We start from the raw sequence: 21,207 nt of genomic DNA on the forward strand, positions 1-21,207 counted from the left end.
TGAAAGAGGCAGGTGTCAGGCCCGCCGGGGCGGCCCGACCCAGGGCGCCCACAGGAGCGAAAAGGCGACGCCCAGGGCCACCGCCAGCCCGAAGTTCGCGATGGCGGGCGTGTGGCTCAGGGCAAGCAGTCCGAAAGACAGCAGCGTCGTGACGGCGCCCAGCAGAATGCCGACGAGGCTGGCGGCGGCGCCAGCGACGCGCTCGTACATGAAGATGGCGTAGTCCACGCCGATGGCCGACACCAGCAGCAGGCCGAAGAGGCTGAAGAGCGTCAAGGGCTGGCCCAGGTAGCCCAGCGCGGCCAGGCTGCAGGCGGTGGCCGCCAGCGGCACGGCAAGGATGCGCCAGGTGGCGGCGCGTCCCATCGTCAGAAGCAGCAGCACGGCCGCGGCCACGTAGGACAGCAGCTTGAGTTCGGCGGCCTCGACCCGCGTGGCGGCGAACATGCGGTTCAACTCGCCGCTGCGGTCGACCAGCGTGACGCCCGGCGCGGCCTGCGCGATGGTTTGCAGCGCGGCCGGATCGGTCAGGCCCAGCAGCGAGATCATGCCGGCGTATTCGCCGTCGTGCTGGCCAAGCCACAGCGAGCGCCAGCGTTCGGCCTGCGGGCCTTGCAGCGCGCCGTCGATGGTGACGACCGGCAGCGCCGCCAGCGACTGCACCTCTTGCGTCACGGCCTCGAGCGGAATGCCGAGGTCCGTCATGGGTTTCCACACTTGCGGTTGTCCGGCCAGCTCGGCCAGGCGGCGCCCCAGGGCCTGCTGGTCGGCGGCGGGCGACACAAGCTGGCTGAGCGCGTTGTAGGTGGCCAGGCCGCCCCGCTGGACCAGCGTGTCGAGCGCTTGCGCGACCCGCGCCTGGCGGCGCAGCAGTTCGTCGGGATCGGGGGCGCGCACCAGAAAGAACTGGCTCGTGGGCACGAAACCGGTGATCTCGCCGATCTGCCTGGCCTGCTGCATCAGCGGCGCCGGCAGGCTCAGCCATTGACGCAGATCGTCCTGGATGCCCAGCCGAGCGATGCCGCCCGCCGTCACCGCCACCAGGACGGCCGCGCCGGCCCACAGAACGCCGCGCCGGGCGCCCAGCCGTTCGCGCGTGGCGAGCGCGACCTGGGCAAAGTGAAGCAGCGGCAGCCAGGGGCGCGGCTGCCAGCCCCGCATCCACGCCGGAAGCTGGCACACGGTGCAGGCATACGCGCCAAGCAGGCCGGCCGCCGAGAATACGGCGGTCTGGGTCAGCGCCGGAAACGGCGTGAACGCCAGCGCGACATAGCCCACCAGACTGGCGGCCAGGCTGATCGTCAGGCCGGGCAGCACGCGGCGCAGCGCGGGCCACGCTTGCCAGTCCGGCATGCCGAAGCGCTTGCCCAGCCAGTGCATGGGAAAGTCGACCGCCACCCCGATCAGGCTGGCGCCGATGACCAGCGTCAGGACGTGGATCGAGCCAAACACCGCGACGCACGCGACCGCGCCGGTCACAAGGCCCACGGCCACCGGCACGAAGGCCAGCAGCACGCGCCAGCGGCGCAGCGCCAGCAACAGGACGAGCACGATGCCGATCGTGGCGCCGGACCCGATCCAGCTGCTTTCGGCGACCGCCTGCGCCTTGCCGGCGGCGGCGTACAGCGCGCCGCCCGCCACCAGCATCTGGGCGCCGCCGGCCTGCAGGGCCTCACGGTCCTTGGCGATCTGCGTGGCGATGCGTTGCGGCGCATCGGCGTCGAACGCGTCGCCGCGCGTCTCGGCGCGCACGAGCACCCAGCGTTTGCCGTTCTGCTGCGCCTGCAGCGTGCCCGAGCCCATGTCGTAATGCACAGGTCCGCCGGGCGTGAGCGATTGCTCGGCGCGGCGCGTGAGCCCCAGCCAGTCTTGATCGGCGGGCACGAGCCCCGACGAGGAGAACGGATCGGATAGCTCGCGCGCGCGGCGCTGTGCGAATGCGGCGGGATCCGTCTCAAGCAGTCGGCGGTCCGCCAGCGGCAGCATCGCCAGGCGGCCGGCCAGCAGTTGTTCGCGCAAGGCGGCCAGGTCCACATTGACTTCCACCTGCACGGCCGAAAAGAGGCCGCTGTCCGACCAGCGCTTGGCAAGCAAGCGTGCCGGCTGCGCGGGGTCGGCGCCATCCGGGGCAGACACCAGCGCGATGAGCTGGCGCGACAGCGGTTCCTGGATGCGGGACTCGGCCAGTTGGCGCGTGGCGTCACTGGCGCTTTGCGGCACCAGCTCCATCAGGTTGGCAGACACCGGCCAGCCATTGCGGCATTGCCAGGCGCCGGCAAGCAGCACCAGCAGCAGCCCCAGCTTGAAGAGGCGGGGCAGCCAGCGTTCAGTCCGAGAATGCACGCTGTTCCTCGGGCGTGAGCGCATCGGCCGCAACCGCGCCCGTCATCTGCAGGACGCTGCGGTCGCCTTGCGTCTCGCGCAATTCGATGCGATCGACCAGCGCGCCGCCGTCGATCTGGATCGTGCTGAAGATCTGCTTGAGCAGCGCCGACCGCGGCGTCAGCGTCAGTTTCCAGGCGGTCGCCTCGCCCGTCAGCGCCAGGTCGAAGTTCTCTTCGAGCCCGCGCGTGTCGCCGGCCAGGACTGACAGGAACAGCTGGTTCTCACGTCCCGCGCCGGTGTGCTGAGGCAGCGCCTGCCAGGCGCCCGATTCGTCGCGGCGCGCGATGCCGTCGGCGTTGATGCGCAGGTCCTGGGCGATGGGCGTACGCAAGAGCCACAGCAGGCCCTTGCCCGCCGCCAGCGTGAAGTCGCCCCGGCTGGTCAGGGGTTGGGGCAGCGACCGCAGGAATTTCTGCTGGACGAATTGGCCGCGCACGATCGGCGTGGCGCGCAGTTGCTGTTGCAGGGCGTTCAGGTCGAACGCCTGGGCGCTCAAGGGCAGCAGCGCCATCGCCAGCAGAAAGAGAAATCGGATCAGGCGCATGTCGCGGTCTCCTGGGATTGAAGGGCGCGTTGGACCGCGTCAACGAAGACGGTGGGTGAGGTCAGCTGCATTTCGCGGCTGGCCAGGCAAACGGCGACCTGTTCGGAGGTGGCCCGGGTGAGCCGCTGGCCCGTGGCCGCGTCCTGGATCAGGTAGTTGATCTTGAGGCGGTGCTCCCATTCGACCAGTTCGGCGCGCACGACCAGGCGTTGGCCGAACTGCGCGGGCTGGGCGTAGCGCAGATGCAAGTCGATCACCGGCCAGGCGTAGCCGCTTGCCCGCATCGCGTCGTAGTTGTGGCCGATCCGGTCCAGGAGCTCGCAGCGCGCCTGCTCCAGATATTTGACGTAGTGGCCATGCCATACGACGTTGATCGAATCGACATCGAAGAAGGGCACACGGATTTCGACTTGCGCGCCGATCGCGCCACGTTTACGCATCGTCTTTCCAGAAGGGGTAGAAGTTGAACCACTGCAACGGCGCTTCGCGGCAATGCGCGGCCAGACGGTCGGCATAGCGCTGGGTCCAGACGGCGATCTGCGCCTGCCGGGTCGCGCGCGTCCATTCGACGCGCTCGGTCAGGCGCTCCATCGAGACGCGATAGCGGCCGCCGTGGCGGGTGCAGCGCAGCAGGTTCACGGGGCAGCCCAAGAGGCCCGCCAGAAGCCACGGGCCCTGGGGGAACAGGGCGGTGGCGCCCAGGAATCGCACGGGCACCGTTCGGTCGCCGCGCAGCGGTACACGGTCGCCGGCGATGGCAAGCCATTCCCCGCGCTGAAGGCGCTCGGCCAGATCCAGCATGACGGCGGCATCCAGCTCGCTGACCTGGATCATGCGCAGCCCGCCGCCGGCCTCGTCGAGCAGGCGGTTGAAGTTCACGGCGTGCTTGCTGTGCACCAGCACATTGAGCCGCAGCGCGCCGGTCTGCTCCGCAAGCGCGCGGCAGATTTCGAGATTGCCCAGGTGCGAGCCCACCAGGATCTGTCCGCGGCCGTGGCCCATCTGGCCATGCAGGCCGTCCGGGTCCGCGATATCCAGGCGCGCCATCGTGATCTTGCCCTGCCACACGTCCAGCTTGTCCAGAATGGCGGTGGCGAAGGCGAGGTACTGGCGGTACACGGGCAGGGCGCGCGGCAGCGGCGCGGCCAGTTCGCCGGAGGCCGCCACGCGAGACTGGTACACCGCGATCGCGCGCCGCGCGCGGGCGCCAAACGCGTAGAAGTACAGCACCACCACCCAGACCACGGGGGCGACCACGCGCCGTCCCAGCCTGCGCGCGGCCCAGGCCGTCAGGCGCATCAGCACGGGGCTGCCGCGTTCGCGCTGCCCGGCCCAATGCGGATCGGCCACGCTCATGGCTGGGCGCTCCGGGACAGGCGGCGCCACAACAGCGCCGGCGACCGGGCCAGCATGCCGAAGAACAGGCGCGCGTGCATGCGGCTGATCAGCACGTTGTCTTGCAGGCCCTTGAAATGCGAAATGCCGCCCTCGGGGTAGACCACGCGCGTCGGCAGCCAGGCCATGCGCACGCCGCGCCAGTGCAGCCGCACCAGGACAGCAATGTCGAAATCCATGCGTTGGCCGACGTGGGCGCCGTCGATCACCGGCAGGACGGCTGCAAGCGGGTAGACACGAAACCCGCACATGGCGTCGGGGATGTCGAGCGACAGGGTGTTGATCCAGACCCATACGCGGGTCAGCCAGCGGCCGTAGAGACGGCTGCGCGGCACGTCGTCGCCGTACACGGGCGCGCCGCAGATCACGGCGTCCGGCTGCTCGCGCGAGGCTTGCGCGAATAGCGGGATGTCTTGCAGCGCATGCTGGCCGTCGGCGTCCACCTGCAGGGCATGCGTGTATCCCAACGCCAACGCGGCCCGCAAGCCATCCTGCACTGCGGCGCCCTTGCCGCCGTTGACGGCGCGGCGCACCAGCTGGGTGTCGGGCCGTTCAGCCAAGGCGTCCAGCACGCCGGCGCACGCGGGCGCGGAGCCGTCGTCCACCAGGACGCAAGGCAGGCCTTGCGCGGCAAGCTGCGCGACGACCGCGGCGACCGTGCCGCCGTGGTTGTACACGGGCACGACCGCGCACAGCTTATGCGGCGTCATGGCTTGCTCCGTGGAGAATGCGCCCGGACGAGCACGGTGCGTCATTCACCGTGAACGTGAAGTAGAGCTTCTGTTTGGCGGTATCCCATTTCAGCGTCAGGACTGCGGCGTCGCCCGGACGCAGCAGGCGCTGGAACTTCAGCGCTTCCATGCCCGCAAAGTTCAGGCTCGGGAGCAGGTCACGCTGGGCAAGCGACATGGCCCAGCTGATCTGCGCCACGCCCGGCACGACCGGCGCCGCGGGAAAGTGTCCGCTGAAGTAAGCCAGGTCGTAGGGAATGTCCAGCGTATAGCGGCGTTCGTTGTCCGGTTGTCCGGGCAGGCCAGCCGGGATGGCGGCGGGCGCCACGGGGCGCGGGCCGGCCGCGGCCTCGAAGTCGGCTTGCGGCAGTTTGCCTTGGGCGTTGGCGGGCAAGTGGGGCAGCAGCCGCCAGGTGCGCGGAATCGCCAGCGATTCGAAGCGGGCGGCCAGATGGCTCCGCAGCGCGTCCACCACGGCTTTTCGGCCCTGGTTGCGCAGTGCATGCAGGCCGTGGGCCGACAGCGCAACGAGCGCGGCCAGGCGCGTGGCGCCGGCGGCCTTGCCGAGCCGGACGTCGGTCGCGAAGGCATGTTCCATCAGCGCGTGTTCGATCATGGGCAGCGATACGCGCTTGTCTTCGATCTTCATGATGCGGTCCAGCCTGCCGAGCAGCCGGAAACCAGTCGCAGTGAGCTCGGCGCCATCGGCGGTCTGCGCCTCGCTGGACTGCACCCAGGGCGACGACACGCGCAGCGCGCCTGCGTCGTTCAGGTCGACGCTGACGCCCGGCAGCGGCTGCCAGTCGGTGTCGCCGGTGCGCCAGGCGACCGCGCCCGTTTCAGAACTGCCGTAGATCTCGGTGGGGCGCAGTCCGAGCGAGCGTTCGATGTCGTCGGATACGTCAAGCGGCAGCGCGCCGCCCGACGAATGGATGCGCGTCAGCCGCCCGCGCAGTTGCGCCGCGTCCAGTCGCTGGCCCAGCCGGCGCAACAGCGCGGGGCTGGCGATCCAGGCGAATGTGGGAAAACGCAGGCTGGCCTGTTGCAGGTCTTCGGGGTACAGCCGCTGGCGGCGGTCGATCTGGCGGCCCGCGCAAAGCGGCCACAGCACGCGAAAAGGCAGGCCATACATATGCTGGGCGGACACGCTGCCCAGCACCGGTGTCTGCGTGTCGGGCCATTGCCGCTGCAAGGCGTCGATCTCCGCCGCAAGCTGGCGCCATTGCTTGACGATATGCTTGGGCGCGCCGCTGGACCCCGAGGTGCACAGCACCAGCGTCACCGATGCATCCAGTTCGGCCGGCGCGAGCGGCGGCTGGTCCAGCAGGTCCGCCAGCCGCCATTGCCGCGCGGCAGGCACGGGCAGATCGGTGTCGGTCAGCCACGCATCGACCGTGCCGTCCAGGCCGTTGCAGGTCTGGCCCTGGTTGTCTCCGGGCAGGACGGCCACGACGCCCGCGCGCCAGCACGCGAACAGCGCGCAGGCCAGTTCCACCGCGTCGTCGAACCACAGCGCGGCGCGCCGCACCGAGCGCGCGCGCAACGTGCCCGCGATGGACAGGGCGTTCCGGGCAAAGTCCTTATGGGTGATCGCCGGGCCATCCGCGATTGAGGCGTCCATGCCGCCAGGGGCGGGCATCAGCAGGCGGGGCAGGGGCGTCCAGGCCATGGCTCAGGCGGCCTTGGCGGCGGCGGGGCGCACCAGCCACTCGCCGGCGGCCATCATGCCCATCAACACGTAGCTGGCGCAGCCGTTGTAGGCCAGCCACCAGCTCCACGGCGCCCAGGCGGCCAGCGCGGCGGCGATCGCGCCGTTAAAGGCGAAAAACACGCACCAGGCCCGCGTCACGTTGCGGGTGTAGCGCACGCCCTCGGGCGGCAGATCGGGGTGGCGCAGGCGCGCCAGGCGTTCCACCACGGGTTGTCCGGCGCGCAGGCTCATGCCGAAAATGGCCAGCATCATGGCGTTGACCAGCACGGGATACCAGCGCAGCCAGCTCTCGGAATTGGTTACCGCCAGGATCAGGCAGAAGACTAGTGCGGCGGCGGGCAGCAGCTTGTCGCCGGGCTGCGCGGCGCGCGCGGTCAGGCCGCGGGCCAGCCACAACAGGGCAAGCGGCAGGGCCAGCCAGGCGGCGTTCACGCGTCCCAGCATCGCGTACACGACGAAGGGGTAAGCCACGGCGGCGGCGGCCAAGGCGGCCGCAACGCCACGGTTCATGCGGCGGGGTCCTGCTTTTGCCACATGGCCTGCACGACGTCTTCGACGGTGCGGACCGTGCGGAAGTCGTTGGCGTCCAGCTTGCGGCCGGTCTGGCGGCGCACGTGGTCGATCAGGTCGATCGCGTCGATGCTGTCGATTTCCAGATCGGTGTACAAATGCGCGTCGGGCGTGATCCGTTCCGGTTCGATTTCGAACAGTTCGACGAGGGCGCCGCGCAGCGTGTTGAAGATTTCGTCGCGGGTGTGCATGGTGACTCCGTATGCGTCAGTCGCGGCGTTGCGCAGTGACAAATGCCGCCAGGCTGGCAATGCTGGCGAAATGCTCGCGCATGTTGCGCGTTTCGGGATCGATGGTGATGGCGTAGCGCTTTTGCAGCGCCAGGCCCAGCTCCAGCGCGTCGACCGAATCCAGGCCCAGTCCGTCTCCAAACAGCGCGGCTTCGCGGTCGATGTCGTCGGGCGTTATGTCTTCGAGCCCGAGGGACTCGATGACGAGCGTCTTGAGCTCAAGTTCCAGTTGATTCATCCAGCTTTGACTCCACTTGCGCCGTCGTGGACGGCGGCGCGTTCATTGGGGCGCCGTCCGGCGCGCGGGGCGCCAGCTTGGCTTCGAAATAGGCGTGCAGGTAGGCATTCATCTTGCGGCCGGCGATCGGCAGCGGATGCGCCTGGCTCCAGGTCGCCGGGTCGATGTCTTCACCGACCTCGATGACATAGCGCATGCGCGACGGCGGAATCCGGTACCAGGGCTCGCCCTTGGTCAGGCTGCGCGGGTTCATCCGGATCACGACCGGCGTCACGACCCGCGCGCCGCGCAGCGCAATGGCGCATGCGCCGCGATGAAACTGCGGCATGGCGTCCGGCGGCGTGCGCGTGCCTTCCGGAAAGACGATCAGCGTTTCGCCATTGCGCAGCACATCAGCCGCGCGGTCGAACATGTCGAAGCTTTCGTCATTGGTGATGTATCCGGCATTGGCGACGGGGCCGCGGGTGAAGGGATTCGTGGCAAGACCATGCTTGACGATGCAGTTGGCGTTCTTGACGTGCCCGACCAGGAACACCACATCCAGCAGCGACGGGTGGTTGGCAAGAATCATCTGGCCCGGCCGGCCCAGGCGGTCGGCGCCCTTGAATTCCACAGTCAGGATGCCCACGCGCACCATGAACCGGATGAACAGCCTGAAGGTGCCATTCAATGCCCAGCGGGCCCGGCGTTGGCGGTCCTGGCGGTCGCCCGGCAGCAGGCGCTGGGGCGGAAACACCATCAGGCGCAGCAGCACGCCGCCCACCCCGAACATGGTGAAGGCCATGCCGGTGGCGACCAGGCGCCAAAGCCAGAAATCTTGACGAACTTGAGCCGGGGAGGTCATGCGTTACGTGTCCAGGTCCATTGGCGGCTGCAGTTGGCGTGCCGCCAGCTTGGGGTCTGCAGCGTCAGGTGGCGCACCAGATTCAGCGGATTGGGCCAGACTTGCGGCGGCGCATCGCCGTCGCCAGCCGGACCCATCGAGAGCGCCCAGTCCGTGCCCGGGCACAGGCGGAACGCGGCGGCGTAGGAAAACGGCGCGTCGGCCACCCAGGGTGCGTACGGGTGCGGCGGCACTTCCTCGGCCAGCACCACCAGCACGTTGTCATGCCCCTGGCCGAACAGCAGCGCGGCTTCGAGGAAGGCGTGCTCCAGGCCATCGTCCTCGACGGACAGCGCCACGGACTCGGCCGTTTCGCGGCGTATGATCGACCATTGCGCGGCTATCGCGTTGTGCACCGACAGGCCAAATGCCGTGGGCGAAAGCGGCTCGTCCGCCGCCAGCGACTCAAGCAGTCCGAAGTTGCGCGTGGTTTCTCCGTGCCGCGAGGCGAATACGAACGGCATGTCCGGGTATCCGTCGGCAAGCGGCCACGCGCACGCGAACACCCCGCGAGCCAGAGGGCTGAGGCGGCGGCGCTGCATGGGGGGCAAGAAGTCGAGGCGGGCGGCGGCCTGATCTCCGAGGGGGCAATACGGGTGTTCCGCCCAGTGCTGCCAACTGCTCGGGTCTTGAAATCCTGGTGTCCAACCTTGCCAATGCGCGATGGAGAACGTCAACATAGCGCGCGATTCTACTATGGCAAACTCGGCTCAAACTGTTTTGAATAGTTACACATCACACAAATTGGCTTAGATTTCTCGCATTATTTTCTAAATAGTTACGTTCTCCGTTGGATATTCAGGAACTTTTAATCTGGTGGGCGGATCAAAGCGCCGCCTCTCTATATAGCCCCGAGCAGCTGTCCGCCGAAGACGCTGCCCGAGCGGCTGCGATCCGCAGCGGCAAGGCACTGCGCGACTGGAAGGCCAGCCGCGCGCTGTTGCATGACGTGCGCAGCCGCCAGCCCGATTCCCGCCCGGCCTCGCTCAGCCACAGCAACGGTCACGCCATCGTGGCCACCGCCCCGTCCGGCTGGAAAGTCGGCGCCGACCTCGAGGCAATCTCCCCGCGTGACGTGCAGGGGCTGGCCCAGTGGGTGTGTTCGGCCGCCGAACGCGACCTGTTGGCGGGGCTGCCCGACGAGGCGCGCCTGCTCCGCTTCTACCAGCTATGGACATTGAAAGAGGCCTTCATCAAGGCCGCGGGTCTGGATTTTCCGGCTGACATGGCATCGGTGGGCTTGTGTCCGGCGCCGTCGGGTTTGGCGCTGCGCCCGCCGCCGGGACGCTGGCGGGCCTGTTCCTATCGGGTGGGCGCCGGCTGGATGGCCTCGGTGGTATGGCAGGCCCCTGAAGGATCAGCAGGGGACTTGGCGCAACCCGCGTGGACCGGCGCGGCCGGCTGTCAGTTGCCGGCTGTCTTGATACAAGGTAGTTGGCCGCCCGATACGACTTGAAACCGCCCTGACGTTTCGCGGCTCGCATTTAAAGATGTATTATGAATATATGTTTAAAGGCGATCCTGTTCGCCATTCAAGGAGCAGTTGATGTTGAGCCCCCAAATCCGCGAGCTGGTCAAAGCCACGGCCCCCGTCCTGAAGGTCCATGGCGTCGCCTTGACCAAGCACTTTTACGCGCGCATGTTCCAGCACAACCCGGAACTCAAGCACGTGTTCAACCAGGCCCACCAGGCGGGCGGCGCGCAGCAGCACGCGCTGGCCGGCGCGGTCACCGCCTATGCCGAGCACATCGACGATCCCTCGGTGTTGATGCCGGTTGTGACGCGGATCGTGCACAAGCATGTCAGCCTGGGCATCCGGCCTGAGCATTACGCCATCGTGGGCAAGCATCTTCTGGCTTCCATTCGTGAGGTGCTGGGCGAAGCCGCCACCGACGAACTGGTGGACGCGTGGGCCGCGGCGTACGGCCAACTGGCCGACCTGCTGATCGCCGAAGAGGCCCGTCTGTATGCGGAATCGGCCAACAAGCCCGGCGGCTGGACCGGCTGGCGCGCGTTCCGCGTCGTGGGCAAGCAGCCCGAAAGCGCCGAAATCACCTCGTTCTACCTCGCCCCGGCCGACGGCGGCACGGTCCCGGCTTACCGGCCCGGCCAGTATGTGTCCGTGCGCGTGTTCGTGCCGGAACTGGGCCTGATGCAGCCGCGCCAATACAGCCTGTCGGACGCGCCCGGCCAGGATCGCCTGCGCATATCCGTCAAGCGCGAACCGGCGGGCGACCAGACGCCGGCGGGCCGCGTGTCCAACGCGCTGCATGACCGCCTGGAAGAAGGCGGCGTGCTGGACGTCGCGCCGCCGCAGGGCGATTTCCACCTGCGCGAGGATGGCGATGCGCCCGTCGTGCTGCTGAGCGGCGGCGTGGGTCTCACGCCCATGGTGTCGATCCTGAACCATCTGGTGCATGCCAATGACGCGCGCCAGATCCGCTTCGTGCACGGCTGCCGCAATCGTTCGGTGCACGCCATGCGCGACCACGTGAACGACATCGCAGCAAAGCGCGCCAACGTGCGCAAGGCGGTGTTCTACGAAGAGGTGGGCCACGGCGACCAGGCCGGCCGCGACTACGATCACCAGGGGCGCGTCGATCTGCTCGCCATTCGCGACGAGGCCATCGTGCCGGGCGCGGACTACTACTTGTGTGGCCCGGCGGCCTTCATGCGTGCGCAGCGCGAGGCGTTGCTGGGGCTGGGCGTGACCGAAGACCGCATCCACGCCGAGGCCTTCGGCACCGGCGGCGTCGCCGGCTGACCGGTGTATCCTGGCGGCCCGACGTTTCCGGGCCGCCCGGCCCCCATGTCCTGTCCACCATGCAACTGAACCGATTCACCGACTTCGGCCTGCGCGTCCTGATGTATCTGACGCAATGCCGCGACCGGTCCGCAGCCGTCACGATCCCCGAGATCGCGGACCGCTTTGGCCTGTCGCGCAATCACCTGGTGAAAGTCGTGCATTTCATGTCGCAGCGCGGCTGGGTCAGCACCACGCGCGGCAAGGGGGGCGGGCTGAGCCTTGCCCGTCCCGCCACGGAATACCGCGTCGGCGACCTGGTGCGCGAGCTCGAGCAGCAGGGCCCCCTCATCGATTGCCGCGAACCTCCGTGCGCGCTGGACGGCGTGTGCCGGCTGTCGGGCGTGCTGGCGCAGACGCTGCAGGCCTTCTACGACACCCTCAATAACTACACGCTGGCCGATCTGGTCCGGGAACCGACCGCCGCCGCGATCATCAAGCTGCACCGCGTCGCCTGAATCGGGGACATGATGTTTGGTTATGGCCCCTGCGGCGTTTGGCATTTGCCGGCGCGGGGGCGGCCGTTACAAAATGGCCGTGTTCGCGGTCTACTTGGATAACGGTATGCGCGTTTGCGTAATTGGCGCCGGCGTCGTCGGTGTGACGTCGGCCTATTTCCTGGCGCGCCAGGGTCATGACGTGGTGCTGGTCGACAGCCAGCCCCGCCCGGCGGAAGTCTCCAGCTATGCCAATGGCGGTCAGCTCAGCTACAGCTATGTGGCACCGCTGGCCGGGCCCGGCGTGCTGCCCAGCGTGCCGGGCTGGCTGCTGCGCCATGATTCGCCGCTGCGGTTCCGGCCCCGCCTGGACCCGCATCAGTGGCGCTGGTGCCTGCAATTTGCGCTGGCCTGCCGCGCCTCGGTCGCCAAGGCGTCCACCGCCCAGATGCTGACGCTGTCCTATCTCAGCCGCGATGTCATGCACTCGCTGCTGGAACAGGAAGACCTGGCGTTCGGCCACCTGAAGAACGGCAAGCTCATCGCCTACCGCAGCCCCGACCTGCTCGAAAAGGCGCGCGCGCTGGTGGCGTACCAGGCGGCGCACGGCGCGGACCAGCAGGTGCTCGATGCCGCCCAGACCGTGGCGCGCGAACCGGCGCTGGCCGGCATGGGCACAAGCCTGGCGGGCGCCATCTATACCCCCAGCGAAGAAGCCGGCGACTGCCGCCAGTTCACCGAAGCGCTGTTCGACCGCCTGCAAGGCCTGGCCAACGTGCAGTGCGCCATGTCCAACCCGGTGTCCGGCCTGCAGCGCGAAGGCCGCCGCATCGTCGCGGTCAACACGCGCGACGGCGACATCGGCGCCGACGCCGTCGTGCTGGCCACGGGCATCGGCACCCGCGCCTTGCTTGGGCCCCTGGGCCACGACGTGCCGCTGTATCCCCTGAAGGGCTACAGCCTGACCGTGCCGTTGGCAGACGACGACACCGTGGCGCCGCGCATCAGCGTGACCGACTACGAACGGCGCATCGTCTACGCCCGGGTCGGCGGCGTGCTGCGGATCGCGGCCATGGTGGACATCGGCAGCAACAACGCCGACATCGACCCCGCTCGCGTCGGCCTTCTGAAAAAACAGGTGCTCGAAGCCTTCCCGCAGCTGGACCTGCGCCAGGCCATTCCATGGGCGGGCCTGCGTCCGGCCACGCCGACCGGAAAGCCGCTGATCGGCCGTAGCCCGGCAGCCGACAATTTGTGGCTGAACGTGGGGCAGGGGGCGTTGGGGTTCACCTTGGCCTGCGGAAGCGCGGCGTTGCTGACGGCGCAAATGGGCGGCCTGGAGCTGCCGTTGGATCCGGCGCCGTTCAAGCCCTGAATCCTGAACCCCGCAGCGTGAACCCAGCGCCCGCAGGGGCAATGTCCATTTTGCGATAGCGCGTGCCATTTCGTCGGCAGACGGGCTGGCGCAGGCTCAATAGGATGGCGGTCACTCCTTCGCGACACCGCATTTCGGCGGACGCGAAGGAGCCGATCCCTCCTTCGAGCGCCTGACCATGTCCTATCTGTTTCCGTTGTTCGCCATCCTGTTCTGGGCGGGCAACGTCATCGTCTCCAAGATGGCCGCCAGCGCCATCTCTCCCACCGCCATCACCTTCTACCGCCTGCTGCTGGCGCTGTTCCTCATGGGGCTGTTCACGGCCCGTCCCGCGTGGCGCAATCGCAGCGTCATCCTGCGGCACTGGCCGAAGCTGGCGCTGTATGGCGCGCTGTCCTCGGCGGTTTTCCAGGCGCTGTCGTACCGGGCGGCCGAAACCACCACCGCCACCAACATGGCCATCCTGACGGCACTGATTCCGCTGCTCAGCATGCTGGGCAGCGTCGTGATCCTGCGCGATCCGCTGACGCTCGGCATGGCCGCGGGCGGGGCGTTGTCCTTTCTGGGACTCTTGTACCTGGTGGGGCAGGGCGACATGCTGAGCGTGTTCCAGCATGGCGTGCATGTGGGCGACGGCCTGATGCTGCTGGCCGCGTTGTCGTATGCGCTGTACGGCGTGCTGCTGCGCCACTGGAAGGTGCCGGTGCCCGCCTGGCAGTCCACCTTCGTGCAGTCGATTTTTGCGCTGATCTACATGCTTCCGCTTTACCTGCGGGTGCCGGCCGCCCAGGCCGCGCTGGACACCAATACCATTCCGCTGATCCTGTACGCCGGCATTTTCTCGTCGGTGCTGCTGTCGTACCTGTGGATCGAAGGCGTGCACCGCTTGGGCCCGAACCGCTGCAGCATCTTCATCAACCTGTTGCCGCTCTTCACCGCGCTGGCCGCTTTCGTGATGCTGCGCGAGCACCTGCAGCGCTATCACGTCCTGGGCGGCGCGGTCACGCTGGCGGGCGTGCTGCTGGCGCAGACTGTGCAGCGGCCGCTGTTTGGCGCCGGGCGCGCGCTGGCGGCCGGCAAGGCGTAGCCTCGCCGTTCACGGGCGTTCAAGACAGGCGCCCGCCGCCGACGCATAGTGGCCGCTTTGCGCGGTGAGGCGATGAGCATTTTTCAAAAGACCACAATTGCGCTGGCCCGGAGCCCGGCGGTCGGGCAGGCGATGCGGGCGATGGCCGCCCGGACCTCGCTGGCGCGCCGGTTCGTCGGCGGCGCCAGCATGGAGGAAGCCGTGCGCACCGCCGTGAGACTGCGCGAGGCGCACGGCATTCGCGCGTCGCTCTTCTATCTGGGCGAGTACGTGGCGGATCGCGCCGCCATCGACCACAACGTCGGGCAAGCCATCGACGCCTGCCGGGCACTGGCCGACGCGGGCCTGGACGTGCATGTCTCCGTCGACCCCACGGCCATCGGCTACATGCACGCCGATGCCCTGGGCGAGGAAAACGCGCGCCGTATCGGCAGGGCGGTGCAGGCCGCCTCGGGCACGGGGCGGGACTGGCTGGTGCTGGACATGGAAGATTCCGGCATCCGCGACCGCACGTGCGCGCTGCATCGGACACTGCTGGCCGAGGGCCTGCCGGCGGGCCTTACGCTGCAGGCGCGCCGCCGGCGCACGCCCGAGGATCTGGCCTGGGCGATCCGGCAGCGCACATCGCTGCGGCTGGTGAAAGGCGCTTTCCCAGAGCGCGCGCTGGACCACGCCGGGCGCGCGCGCATCGACCAGGCCTATCTGGACGCGGCGTCGATCATGTTGTCGCGCGAGGCCCGCGAATCGGGCTTTTACCCGGTGTTCGGCACGCATGACGACCGGCTGGCCGGGGCCATCGTCGATCTGGCGCGCGAGCGCGGCTGGCCCGCCGAGGGATTTGAATTCGAAATGCTCTACGGCGTGCGTCCGGACTGGCAGATTGCGCTGCGCGGATTGGGCTATAACGTCAGGGTTTATCTTCCGTTCGGCGCGGACTGGTGGCCGTATGCCATCCGCCGCGTCGGCGAGAATCCTCGCAATGCGTGGCTCCTGGCCCGTTCGCTGACATCGGACGGGCATTACTTCGGATAGCCGCGACTGGCTGGCGCAACATGGCGGTTTCTCAACACATCTGGCATTGCGGCGCGGGATTGCCCGGCGACGTGCTGATCGCGGACCTGCGCGCCTACCGGTACGCGCCGCATTTTCACGACGCCTGGTCCATCGGCGCCATCGAGCACGGCCGGTGCGACTTCACCGTGCAGGGCGAAGCCCACGCCGCCTGCGCGGGCGAACTGGTGGTGATCGCGCCGGGACAGGTGCACACGGGGGGCACGGCCGCCGGACCGCTCGCGTATCGCATGGCGTACATCGATCCGGCCTGGTTCCAGGATCATGCTCGCGCGCTGCATGCGCAGGGCGTGCGGCTGGAGGGACCGGTGATCGCGGATGCCGCCCTGTGCGCGCAATGGCTGGAGGCGTTGACGCCCGACGAGATCGCGCCCGCCGAACGCAGCGCACGCCTGTCCGCGGCCCTGTTCGGCACGCTGGCCGCGCACGGCAAGGCGCTGGAGGAAAGGGGGACGCCCGCAGCCGGTACGCCCGCAGCACCTCCCTCCGATGACCTATCCGCCATCACCGACGTCTGCGCCATGCTGCACGCGCGCATGGCCGCGGATCCGTCCTGCGCGCCCGACCTGCAAGCGCTGGCGCAGGCGCAGGATCGTCATCGGACCACGCTGGTCAAGCAGTTTGCGCGGCGTTACGGACTGCCGCCGCAGGCGTGGCTGCGCAACTGGCGCGTGGCGCGCGCGCGGGTGCTGCTGCGCGGCGGCTTGCCGTTGGCGGACGCGGCGCAGGCGGTGGGTTTTGCCGATCAGGCGCACCTGACGCGGGTGTTCAAGCAGGTTTACGGCAGTCCGCCCGGCGTGCTGGTGAGAGCCGGCGCCGGCGGCTCCCAGACGTTGTGACTGCGGGGCGTTTCAAGCCGGTAATCTGAATATTTGCGCGTGAAGAATTCCGCGCCCAGCGCCTGCGCGGCGGCCAGCGGACGCCGCGGATCCAACGCCACCTCGCCGCGCCGGTTGCCCGCGCCGTGAACATATCCCACGAAGTCGGAATGCGTGTAGCGCGCAAACTCCTGCACCTGATGCACGATGCCGAGCGCCGCGCCGGGATAGGTCTCTTCGGACGCCACCGCCAGTCCCAGCCGCTTGCCGGCCATGCGCGCCTTGACGTGTTCGGGCTCGGGGCCGGAACCCGCGTAGTGGCTGAACGATCGGTCAAAGAACGCCTTGGTCTGCGCCGACATGCCATACCAGTAGATCGGCGTGCAGAACAGCACGCCATCGGCCGGCAGGAAATGGTCCAGGAAAAGTTCGGCGTACCGGTCGGCGGGCGGTTTGGCATGGCGCAGATCGGGCAGCAGGCCCTGGATGTAGTCATCCAGGAAAAAGAGGGAGGCCGAAATGTCAGCTGCCTGCGCGCCCTGGCGCGCGGCGTGGGCCAACGCCGCGCTGTTGCCATTGCGGCGGGGGCTGCCCACCAGGATCAGCAATCGCTGTTTCGGTTGATTTGAATTCATTCTTGGTTCCTTGGTGAAATGCTGGAACTACGTTCGGATAGGTAATCTTGATCTCCAGGCAGGGCCGCGACAACTGACGATTCCTTCACTAAGATGAATCCTGTTCATCCCAGGAATCGCCCCATGTTCGCCACGCTTCCCGTCACTGCGCTGCGCACGTTCGAGTCCGCCGCGCGGCTGCGCAGTTTCAAGCTGGCCGCAGCCGAACTCTCCGTCACCCCGACGGCGGTGTCGCATCAGGTCAAGGCGCTGGAACGCCATGTGGGGTGCGCGCTGTTCGATCGCGTGCCGCGCGGCGTGCGGCTGACCGACCAGGGGGCGCGCCTCTTTGCCGGCGTGCACGGCGCGTTGCTGGACGTGGCGCAGACGCTGGACGCCTTGCGGCCCGCGCCGGAATCCGGCGCGCTCACCGTGTCCACGACGCATTCCTTTGCGGCGTTGTGGCTCGTGCCCCGGCTGGGGCGCTTTCACGAGGCCTACCCGCAGTATCAATTGCGTCTGGATACGTCGCCCGACCCCGTGGACCTGCTCAAAGACGCCAGCGTGGACGTCGCCATCCGCTACAGCCGCGCGCGCTATCCCGCATTGCACGCGGCCTGCGCGCTGCCCGAATGGTTCGGGGTATATGGCGCGCCGGCGCAGGTTGCCCGCGCGGGCCGGCGGGCGCCGGCCCTGGTGACGGTGCGCTGGCGCGACTCGCCCTTGTACGAACAGGGGTGGCAGGCGTGGTGCGAAGCTGCCGGCCTGCCGGCATGGAAGCGGCCGGTGGCGGAGCACGCCTATACCGAGGAACACTACGCGCTGCAGGCCGCCATTGCCGGGCAGGGCCTGGTGCTGGCCAGTTCGGTGATGGTGTCCGACAGCGTGGCCGCGGGCACGCTCGCGCCTTATCGGCCCGAGGTCCGGGTGCCGGGCGCGGCCTACACTGCGCTGTGCGCGCCGGGGCGCGAGCGTCATCCGCCCGTCAAGGCATTCCTTGCATGGTTGCGCAAGGCCTTCCAAGGCTAGTGGCCGGCCGCACGCGGCATTCGTGGTGCGCGCACGCGCGGCGGGACAGGATGCGCACGAGCGGGTACATTGACGTCGCCGCCCGTGTGCGGCGTTCGCGTTGTCAGACTACGGAGTACGCCCCGCCGTGAACCGATTCCATGAAATGACGGTATTTCTTGCGGTTGCCGACGCGGGCGGCTTTGCCGCGGCAGCGCGCCGGCTGGAGATGTCCGCGCCCAGCGTCACGCGCAGCGTCGCCGCGCTCGAACGCCGCCTGGGCGCCTTGCTGCTGGTGCGCACGACGCGCAGCCTGCGCCTGACCGAGGCCGGCCAGCGCTACGCCGCCGATTGCCGCCGCATCCTCGACGAGGTCGAGCAGGCCGATGACGCCGCGGCGGGCGCGATGGCGGTGCCGCGCGGCGCGCTGTCCATCACCGCGCCCGCGCTGTTCGGCGAGCTGCACGTGATGCCGGCGGTGCTGGGCTATCTGCGCGGGCATCGCCAGGTGTCGCTGCGCGCACTGCTGGTGGACCGCGTGGTGAACCTGGTGGACGAGGACATCGACGTGGCCGTGCGCATCGGTGCGCTGCCGGACTCGTCGCTGACGGCGGTGCCGGTGGGCCACGTGCGCCGGGTGGTGTGCGCCGCGCCGGGATTCCTGAGCGCCCATGGCGAGCCGGCCGACCCCGAATCGCTGCATCGCTTCTGCACCATCACCGCGGCCATGGAAGGCCGCGGGCCGCAATGGCGCTTCCTGCAGGACGGCCAGAGCCTTCGCTTGAACATGCAGTCGCAATTGACCGTCACCTCGTTCCAGGCGGCCGTGGCGGCTGCCCGGGAAGGCTGGGGCCTGACCCAGGTGATGTCCTATCAGGTGGCCCCGCACCTGGCCAGCGGCGCCTTGCAGGTGGTGCTGCGCGACTTCGAGATGCCGCCCGTGCCCGTCCATCTGGTGTATCCGGAAGGGCGGAAAAGCTCGGCCAAGGTGCGCAGCTTTGTCGATTTCTGTGTCGAGGCGCTGCGCCGCGACCTGGCGGCGCTGCCAGCCTGACTGGTTTATTTCATTTCCGGCAAGAGTGTCTTGCCGGCGCCGGCCGTTCTCCATTGGCGCGGGCAGGCCCAAGATGGTGGCTCGAATCCACCTGAGAGCTTCCGATGCCATCCACCTCCTCGCAATCCGCCCCGGCGCAAGCCGCCGCTCCGCTCAAGTTCTACAGCTTCGCGCTTTCCGGCCACGCGCATCGTGTCGCGCTGATGCTGTCGCTGCTGGACGTGCCGCACCAACGTATCGACGTGGATCTGCGTCAGCGTGAGCAGAAGCGTCCCGAATTCCTGGCGCTCAACTCCTTTGGCCAGGTGCCCGTTATCGACGACAACGGCGTGGTGGTGGCTGACTCCACCGCCATCCTGGTGTACCTGGCCAAGCGCTACGGCGGCGGGGCCTGGCTGCCCGAGGATGCGGCGGGCGCCGCGGCCGTGCAGCGCTGGTTGTCGGTGGCGTCCGGGCCGCTGGCTGGCGGTCCGGCGTCGGCGCGGCTGGTGACGCTGTTTGGCGCGCCGCTGGATGTCGACGCCACGCTGGCGCGCGCGCACGCGCTGCTTGCCGTGATGGAAGGCGAACTCGCGCAGCGCGACTTCCTGGCCGGTACCGAGCCGACCATCGCCGATGTGGCCTGCTATGCCTACGTGGCGCATGCGCCTGAAGGCAACGTGTCGCTGGCGGACTATCCGCGGATCCGCGCGTGGTTGACCCGCATCGAGAACCTGCCGCGCTTCGTTCCCATGGAATCGTCGCCGGTGGGCCTGCTGGCCGCCTGATTCCCTCCAATCGACCGCGAGGACATTGCCATGAACCTTCCCGAAAACGTCACGCCGTCGCCCTGGCACGCGGGTGAACTGCAACTGCAGAAGCACGCGGGCGTTGCCGCGCGCATGGACATGGTCGGCCGCAAGGTCATCCGCGACTACATGCCCGATCAGCACCGGGAATTCTTCGCGCAGCTGCCGTTCGTGGTGGCCGGCGCGGTCGACGACCACGGCGATCCCTGGGCCGGCATCCTGGAAGGGCAGCCGGGCTTTGCCGTGTCGCCGGACCCGCACACGCTGCGCATCGCCGCCATGCCGGACGCGGACGACCCGTTGCGCGCGGGACTGGGACTGGGCAAGGCGGTGGGATTGCTGGGCATCGAGCTGCACACCCGGCGGCGCAACCGCATGAACGGCCGAATCGCGGCCTGGGATGGCAAGCGCTTTGACGTGGCGGTGGCGCAGTCGTTTGGCAACTGTCCGCAGTACATCCAGTCTCGCGAATTCTTCTTTGCGCGTTCGCCCTCGCTGCGCTTTGCCGCCGCGCCGCAGGAACGCGCGGGGCTGGACGACGCGGCGCGCGCCCTGATCTCGGTGTCCGACACCTTCTTTGTCGCCAGCTATGCGGACCGCGATGAAAGCGAGGGCGGACGCGCCGTCGATGTCTCGCACCGGGGCGGCAAGCCTGGCTTCGTGCGGGTGGACGGCGACGTGCTGACCATTCCGGACTTCTCGGGCAACCGGTTCTTCAACACGCTGGGCAATCTGGCCGCCAATCCCGTCGCGGGGCTGCTGTTCATCGACTTCGAACGCGGCGACGTGCTGCAACTGACGGGAAGGGCGGAGGTGATTCTGGACAGCCCGGAAATCTCGGCCTTCCAGGGTGCCGAACGCCTGTGGCGCGTGCATGTGCGCCGGGTGGTCTGGCGGCCCGGCGCGCTGGCCTTGCGCTGGCGCTTCGATGCCTGGTCGCCCACGGCATTGGCGACGGGGCGCTGGCCTGCCGCGACCTAGCGGCTGTCTTGCGCCACCTTGCGCACGACCGTGTCGCCGGGGCGCAGCGGCCGGCCGTCCTGCGCGCGGATCTCCATGCGTTGCACCGGCTGGCCGCGCTGGCGATCGATCAACGTCGAGTGTGCCTCGTCCGGCCCGAAGTAGTGGTCCTCGCCCCATTGGCGCAACCCGACGATCACCGGAAACAGCGCCTCGCCTTTTTCCGTCAACACGTATTCCTGATACGCGCTGCCGTCGGACGCCGGGGCGACCGCCAGGATGCCGTGCGCGACCAGCGTGCGCAGCCGGTCGCTCAGGATGTTCTTTGCCATGCCCAGGTTCTTCTGGAATTCGCCAAACCGGCGCAGGCCGTCGAAGGCGTCCCGCACGATAAGCAGCGACCACCAGTCGCCAATGGCGTCGAGCGAGCGCGCGACCGGACAGGCGGCGCCTTCAAGGCTGGTGCGTTTGACCATGCGGACTCCTTGCGCTGGCTGATGGTGAA

At 68.6% G+C, this 21,207-nt stretch carries 24 protein-coding genes; 11 read left to right on the top strand and 13 right to left on the bottom strand.

The window, feature by feature from the left end; genetic code table 11:
* Nucleotides 1-15: 15 nt before the first annotated feature.
* From HV786_RS10205 to HV786_RS10255, 11 genes are read right to left on the bottom strand one after another with little or no spacing between them, the layout of a single operon-like run.
* Nucleotides 16-2,343 (bottom strand): MMPL family transporter, encoded by a 2,328-nt coding sequence (locus HV786_RS10205; protein ID WP_217472110.1) that lies wholly within the window; start codon nt 2,341-2,343, stop codon nt 16-18.
* Nucleotides 2,327-2,929: an outer membrane lipoprotein carrier protein LolA gene (locus tag HV786_RS10210; protein ID WP_128828005.1), complete on the bottom strand. Its 603-nt coding sequence runs from the start codon at nt 2,927-2,929 to the stop codon at nt 2,327-2,329. The genes HV786_RS10205 and HV786_RS10210 overlap by 17 nt, the downstream gene beginning before the upstream one ends.
* A complete protein-coding gene (locus HV786_RS10215; protein WP_128828006.1) occupies nt 2,920-3,369 on the bottom strand; it encodes an acyl-CoA thioesterase in 450 nt (149 codons plus the stop codon). Before HV786_RS10215 ends, HV786_RS10210 begins: the two co-directional genes overlap by 10 nt.
* The gene (locus HV786_RS10220; RefSeq protein WP_175210723.1) at nt 3,362-4,285 is read right to left on the bottom strand and encodes an LpxL/LpxP family acyltransferase; all 924 of its coding nucleotides are present in this window, start codon (nt 4,283-4,285) and stop codon (nt 3,362-3,364) included. Before HV786_RS10220 ends, HV786_RS10215 begins: the two co-directional genes overlap by 8 nt.
* The gene (locus tag HV786_RS10225; protein WP_175210725.1) at nt 4,282-5,034 is read right to left on the bottom strand and encodes a glycosyltransferase family 2 protein; all 753 of its coding nucleotides are present in this window, start codon (nt 5,032-5,034) and stop codon (nt 4,282-4,284) included. The genes HV786_RS10220 and HV786_RS10225 overlap by 4 nt, the downstream gene beginning before the upstream one ends.
* Nucleotides 5,021-6,724, bottom strand: coding sequence for an ApeI family dehydratase (locus HV786_RS10230; RefSeq protein WP_175210727.1), 1,704 nt, complete (start codon nt 6,722-6,724; stop codon nt 5,021-5,023). Before HV786_RS10230 ends, HV786_RS10225 begins: the two co-directional genes overlap by 14 nt.
* Nucleotides 6,725-6,727: 3 nt before the next feature.
* Complete coding sequence (locus HV786_RS10235) at nt 6,728-7,276, bottom strand: COG4648 family protein (protein WP_175210729.1); 549 nt, start codon at nt 7,274-7,276, stop codon at nt 6,728-6,730.
* Entirely contained in the window at nt 7,273-7,527 is a 255-nt protein-coding gene (locus HV786_RS10240) for an acyl carrier protein (protein ID WP_056316019.1), read from the bottom strand. The genes HV786_RS10235 and HV786_RS10240 overlap by 4 nt, the downstream gene beginning before the upstream one ends.
* Nucleotides 7,528-7,543: 16 nt before the next feature.
* On the bottom strand, nt 7,544-7,804 hold the full coding sequence (locus HV786_RS10245; protein WP_056316022.1) for a phosphopantetheine-binding protein: 261 nt from the start codon (nt 7,802-7,804) through the stop codon (nt 7,544-7,546).
* Complete coding sequence (locus HV786_RS10250; protein ID WP_128828007.1) at nt 7,785-8,648, bottom strand: lysophospholipid acyltransferase family protein; 864 nt, start codon at nt 8,646-8,648, stop codon at nt 7,785-7,787. Before HV786_RS10250 ends, HV786_RS10245 begins: the two co-directional genes overlap by 20 nt.
* On the bottom strand, nt 8,645-9,367 hold the full coding sequence (locus tag HV786_RS10255; RefSeq protein WP_128828008.1) for a beta-ketoacyl synthase chain length factor: 723 nt from the start codon (nt 9,365-9,367) through the stop codon (nt 8,645-8,647). Before HV786_RS10255 ends, HV786_RS10250 begins: the two co-directional genes overlap by 4 nt.
* Before the next feature lie 110 nt (nt 9,368-9,477).
* Between HV786_RS10255 and HV786_RS10260 the strand changes: the two genes are divergently transcribed.
* The 7 genes from HV786_RS10260 (at nt 9,478) to HV786_RS10290 (ending at nt 16,299) form a co-directional block, all read left to right on the top strand.
* A complete protein-coding gene (locus HV786_RS10260; protein WP_128828009.1) occupies nt 9,478-10,143 on the top strand; it encodes a 4'-phosphopantetheinyl transferase family protein in 666 nt (221 codons plus the stop codon).
* A gap of 90 nt (nt 10,144-10,233) precedes the next feature.
* Nucleotides 10,234-11,451 carry an NO-inducible flavohemoprotein gene (hmpA, locus tag HV786_RS10265; protein ID WP_128828010.1) on the top strand — a complete coding sequence of 406 codons (1,218 nt, stop codon included), beginning with the start codon at nt 10,234-10,236 and terminating at the stop codon, nt 11,449-11,451.
* Between the two features lie 59 nt (nt 11,452-11,510).
* Nucleotides 11,511-11,948 carry an Rrf2 family transcriptional regulator gene (locus HV786_RS10270; protein ID WP_128828011.1) on the top strand — a complete coding sequence of 146 codons (438 nt, stop codon included), beginning with the start codon at nt 11,511-11,513 and terminating at the stop codon, nt 11,946-11,948.
* Nucleotides 11,949-12,054: 106 nt separating this feature from the next.
* Complete coding sequence (locus HV786_RS10275) at nt 12,055-13,302, top strand: D-amino acid dehydrogenase (RefSeq protein ID WP_128828012.1); 1,248 nt, start codon at nt 12,055-12,057, stop codon at nt 13,300-13,302.
* Between the two features lie 178 nt (nt 13,303-13,480).
* Nucleotides 13,481-14,389, top strand: a complete 909-nt coding sequence (locus HV786_RS10280; protein WP_175210731.1) for a DMT family transporter — start codon at nt 13,481-13,483, stop codon at nt 14,387-14,389.
* A 72-nt stretch (nt 14,390-14,461) separates the two neighbouring features.
* On the top strand, nt 14,462-15,421 hold the full coding sequence (locus HV786_RS10285; RefSeq protein ID WP_175210733.1) for a proline dehydrogenase family protein: 960 nt from the start codon (nt 14,462-14,464) through the stop codon (nt 15,419-15,421).
* A gap of 20 nt (nt 15,422-15,441) precedes the next feature.
* Nucleotides 15,442-16,299, top strand: a complete 858-nt coding sequence (locus HV786_RS10290) for an AraC family transcriptional regulator (protein WP_175210735.1) — start codon at nt 15,442-15,444, stop codon at nt 16,297-16,299.
* On the opposite strand, the gene HV786_RS10295 is transcribed toward HV786_RS10290, so the two are convergent.
* Nucleotides 16,239-16,913 (bottom strand): flavodoxin family protein, encoded by a 675-nt coding sequence (locus tag HV786_RS10295; protein ID WP_128829819.1) that lies wholly within the window; start codon nt 16,911-16,913, stop codon nt 16,239-16,241. The two genes, HV786_RS10290 and HV786_RS10295, sit on opposite strands and share 61 nt — an antisense overlap.
* A gap of 123 nt (nt 16,914-17,036) precedes the next feature.
* Here HV786_RS10295 and HV786_RS10300 point away from each other — a divergent pair, with 123 nt between their 5' ends.
* From HV786_RS10300 to HV786_RS10315, 4 genes are all read left to right on the top strand, one after another.
* The gene (locus HV786_RS10300; protein ID WP_175210737.1) at nt 17,037-17,921 is read left to right on the top strand and encodes a LysR substrate-binding domain-containing protein; all 885 of its coding nucleotides are present in this window, start codon (nt 17,037-17,039) and stop codon (nt 17,919-17,921) included.
* Nucleotides 17,922-18,048: 127 nt separating this feature from the next.
* Nucleotides 18,049-18,954: a LysR family transcriptional regulator gene (locus tag HV786_RS10305; protein WP_062842078.1), complete on the top strand. Its 906-nt coding sequence runs from the start codon at nt 18,049-18,051 to the stop codon at nt 18,952-18,954.
* A 104-nt stretch (nt 18,955-19,058) separates the two neighbouring features.
* Nucleotides 19,059-19,721 carry a glutathione S-transferase family protein gene (locus tag HV786_RS10310; protein ID WP_175210739.1) on the top strand — a complete coding sequence of 221 codons (663 nt, stop codon included), beginning with the start codon at nt 19,059-19,061 and terminating at the stop codon, nt 19,719-19,721.
* Nucleotides 19,722-19,751: 30 nt separating this feature from the next.
* Nucleotides 19,752-20,723: a pyridoxamine 5'-phosphate oxidase family protein gene (locus tag HV786_RS10315; RefSeq protein WP_175210740.1), complete on the top strand. Its 972-nt coding sequence runs from the start codon at nt 19,752-19,754 to the stop codon at nt 20,721-20,723.
* On the opposite strand, the gene HV786_RS10320 is transcribed toward HV786_RS10315, so the two are convergent.
* Nucleotides 20,720-21,178, bottom strand: a complete 459-nt coding sequence (locus HV786_RS10320; RefSeq protein WP_175210742.1) for a winged helix-turn-helix transcriptional regulator — start codon at nt 21,176-21,178, stop codon at nt 20,720-20,722. The genes HV786_RS10315 and HV786_RS10320 overlap by 4 nt on opposite strands.
* Nucleotides 21,179-21,207: the final 29 nt, after the last annotated feature.

It is taken from the genome of Achromobacter mucicolens, from assembly GCF_902859725.1.
Classification (GTDB): Bacteria; Pseudomonadota; Gammaproteobacteria; order Burkholderiales; family Burkholderiaceae_B; genus Achromobacter; species Achromobacter mucicolens.

Excerpts from the sequence above, each read along its gene's own strand:
- HV786_RS10210 (WP_128828005.1), bottom strand. The coding sequence starts at position 2,929 with ATGCGCCTGATCCGATTTCTCTTTCTGCTGGCGATGGCGCTGCTGCCC.
- HV786_RS10215 (WP_128828006.1), bottom strand. The coding sequence starts at position 3,369 with ATGCGTAAACGTGGCGCGATCGGCGCGCAAGTCGAAATCCGTGTGCCC.
- HV786_RS10220 (WP_175210723.1), bottom strand. The coding sequence starts at position 4,285 with ATGAGCGTGGCCGATCCGCATTGGGCCGGGCAGCGCGAACGCGGCAGC.
- HV786_RS10225 (WP_175210725.1), bottom strand. The coding sequence starts at position 5,034 with ATGACGCCGCATAAGCTGTGCGCGGTCGTGCCCGTGTACAACCACGGC.
- HV786_RS10230 (WP_175210727.1), bottom strand. The coding sequence starts at position 6,724 with ATGGCCTGGACGCCCCTGCCCCGCCTGCTGATGCCCGCCCCTGGCGGC.
- HV786_RS10235 (WP_175210729.1), bottom strand. The coding sequence starts at position 7,276 with ATGAACCGTGGCGTTGCGGCCGCCTTGGCCGCCGCCGCCGTGGCTTAC.
- HV786_RS10240 (WP_056316019.1), bottom strand. The coding sequence starts at position 7,527 with ATGCACACCCGCGACGAAATCTTCAACACGCTGCGCGGCGCCCTCGTC.
- HV786_RS10245 (WP_056316022.1), bottom strand. The coding sequence starts at position 7,804 with ATGAATCAACTGGAACTTGAGCTCAAGACGCTCGTCATCGAGTCCCTC.
- HV786_RS10250 (WP_128828007.1), bottom strand. The coding sequence starts at position 8,648 with ATGACCTCCCCGGCTCAAGTTCGTCAAGATTTCTGGCTTTGGCGCCTG.
- HV786_RS10255 (WP_128828008.1), bottom strand. The coding sequence starts at position 9,367 with ATGTTGACGTTCTCCATCGCGCATTGGCAAGGTTGGACACCAGGATTT.
- hmpA (WP_128828010.1), top strand. The coding sequence starts at position 10,234 with ATGTTGAGCCCCCAAATCCGCGAGCTGGTCAAAGCCACGGCCCCCGTC.
- HV786_RS10270 (WP_128828011.1), top strand. The coding sequence starts at position 11,511 with ATGCAACTGAACCGATTCACCGACTTCGGCCTGCGCGTCCTGATGTAT.
- HV786_RS10275 (WP_128828012.1), top strand. The coding sequence starts at position 12,055 with ATGCGCGTTTGCGTAATTGGCGCCGGCGTCGTCGGTGTGACGTCGGCC.
- HV786_RS10280 (WP_175210731.1), top strand. The coding sequence starts at position 13,481 with ATGTCCTATCTGTTTCCGTTGTTCGCCATCCTGTTCTGGGCGGGCAAC.
- HV786_RS10285 (WP_175210733.1), top strand. The coding sequence starts at position 14,462 with ATGAGCATTTTTCAAAAGACCACAATTGCGCTGGCCCGGAGCCCGGCG.
- HV786_RS10290 (WP_175210735.1), top strand. The coding sequence starts at position 15,442 with ATGGCGGTTTCTCAACACATCTGGCATTGCGGCGCGGGATTGCCCGGC.
- HV786_RS10295 (WP_128829819.1), bottom strand. The coding sequence starts at position 16,913 with ATGAATTCAAATCAACCGAAACAGCGATTGCTGATCCTGGTGGGCAGC.
- HV786_RS10300 (WP_175210737.1), top strand. The coding sequence starts at position 17,037 with ATGTTCGCCACGCTTCCCGTCACTGCGCTGCGCACGTTCGAGTCCGCC.
- HV786_RS10310 (WP_175210739.1), top strand. The coding sequence starts at position 19,059 with ATGCCATCCACCTCCTCGCAATCCGCCCCGGCGCAAGCCGCCGCTCCG.
- HV786_RS10315 (WP_175210740.1), top strand. The coding sequence starts at position 19,752 with ATGAACCTTCCCGAAAACGTCACGCCGTCGCCCTGGCACGCGGGTGAA.
- HV786_RS10320 (WP_175210742.1), bottom strand. The coding sequence starts at position 21,178 with ATGGTCAAACGCACCAGCCTTGAAGGCGCCGCCTGTCCGGTCGCGCGC.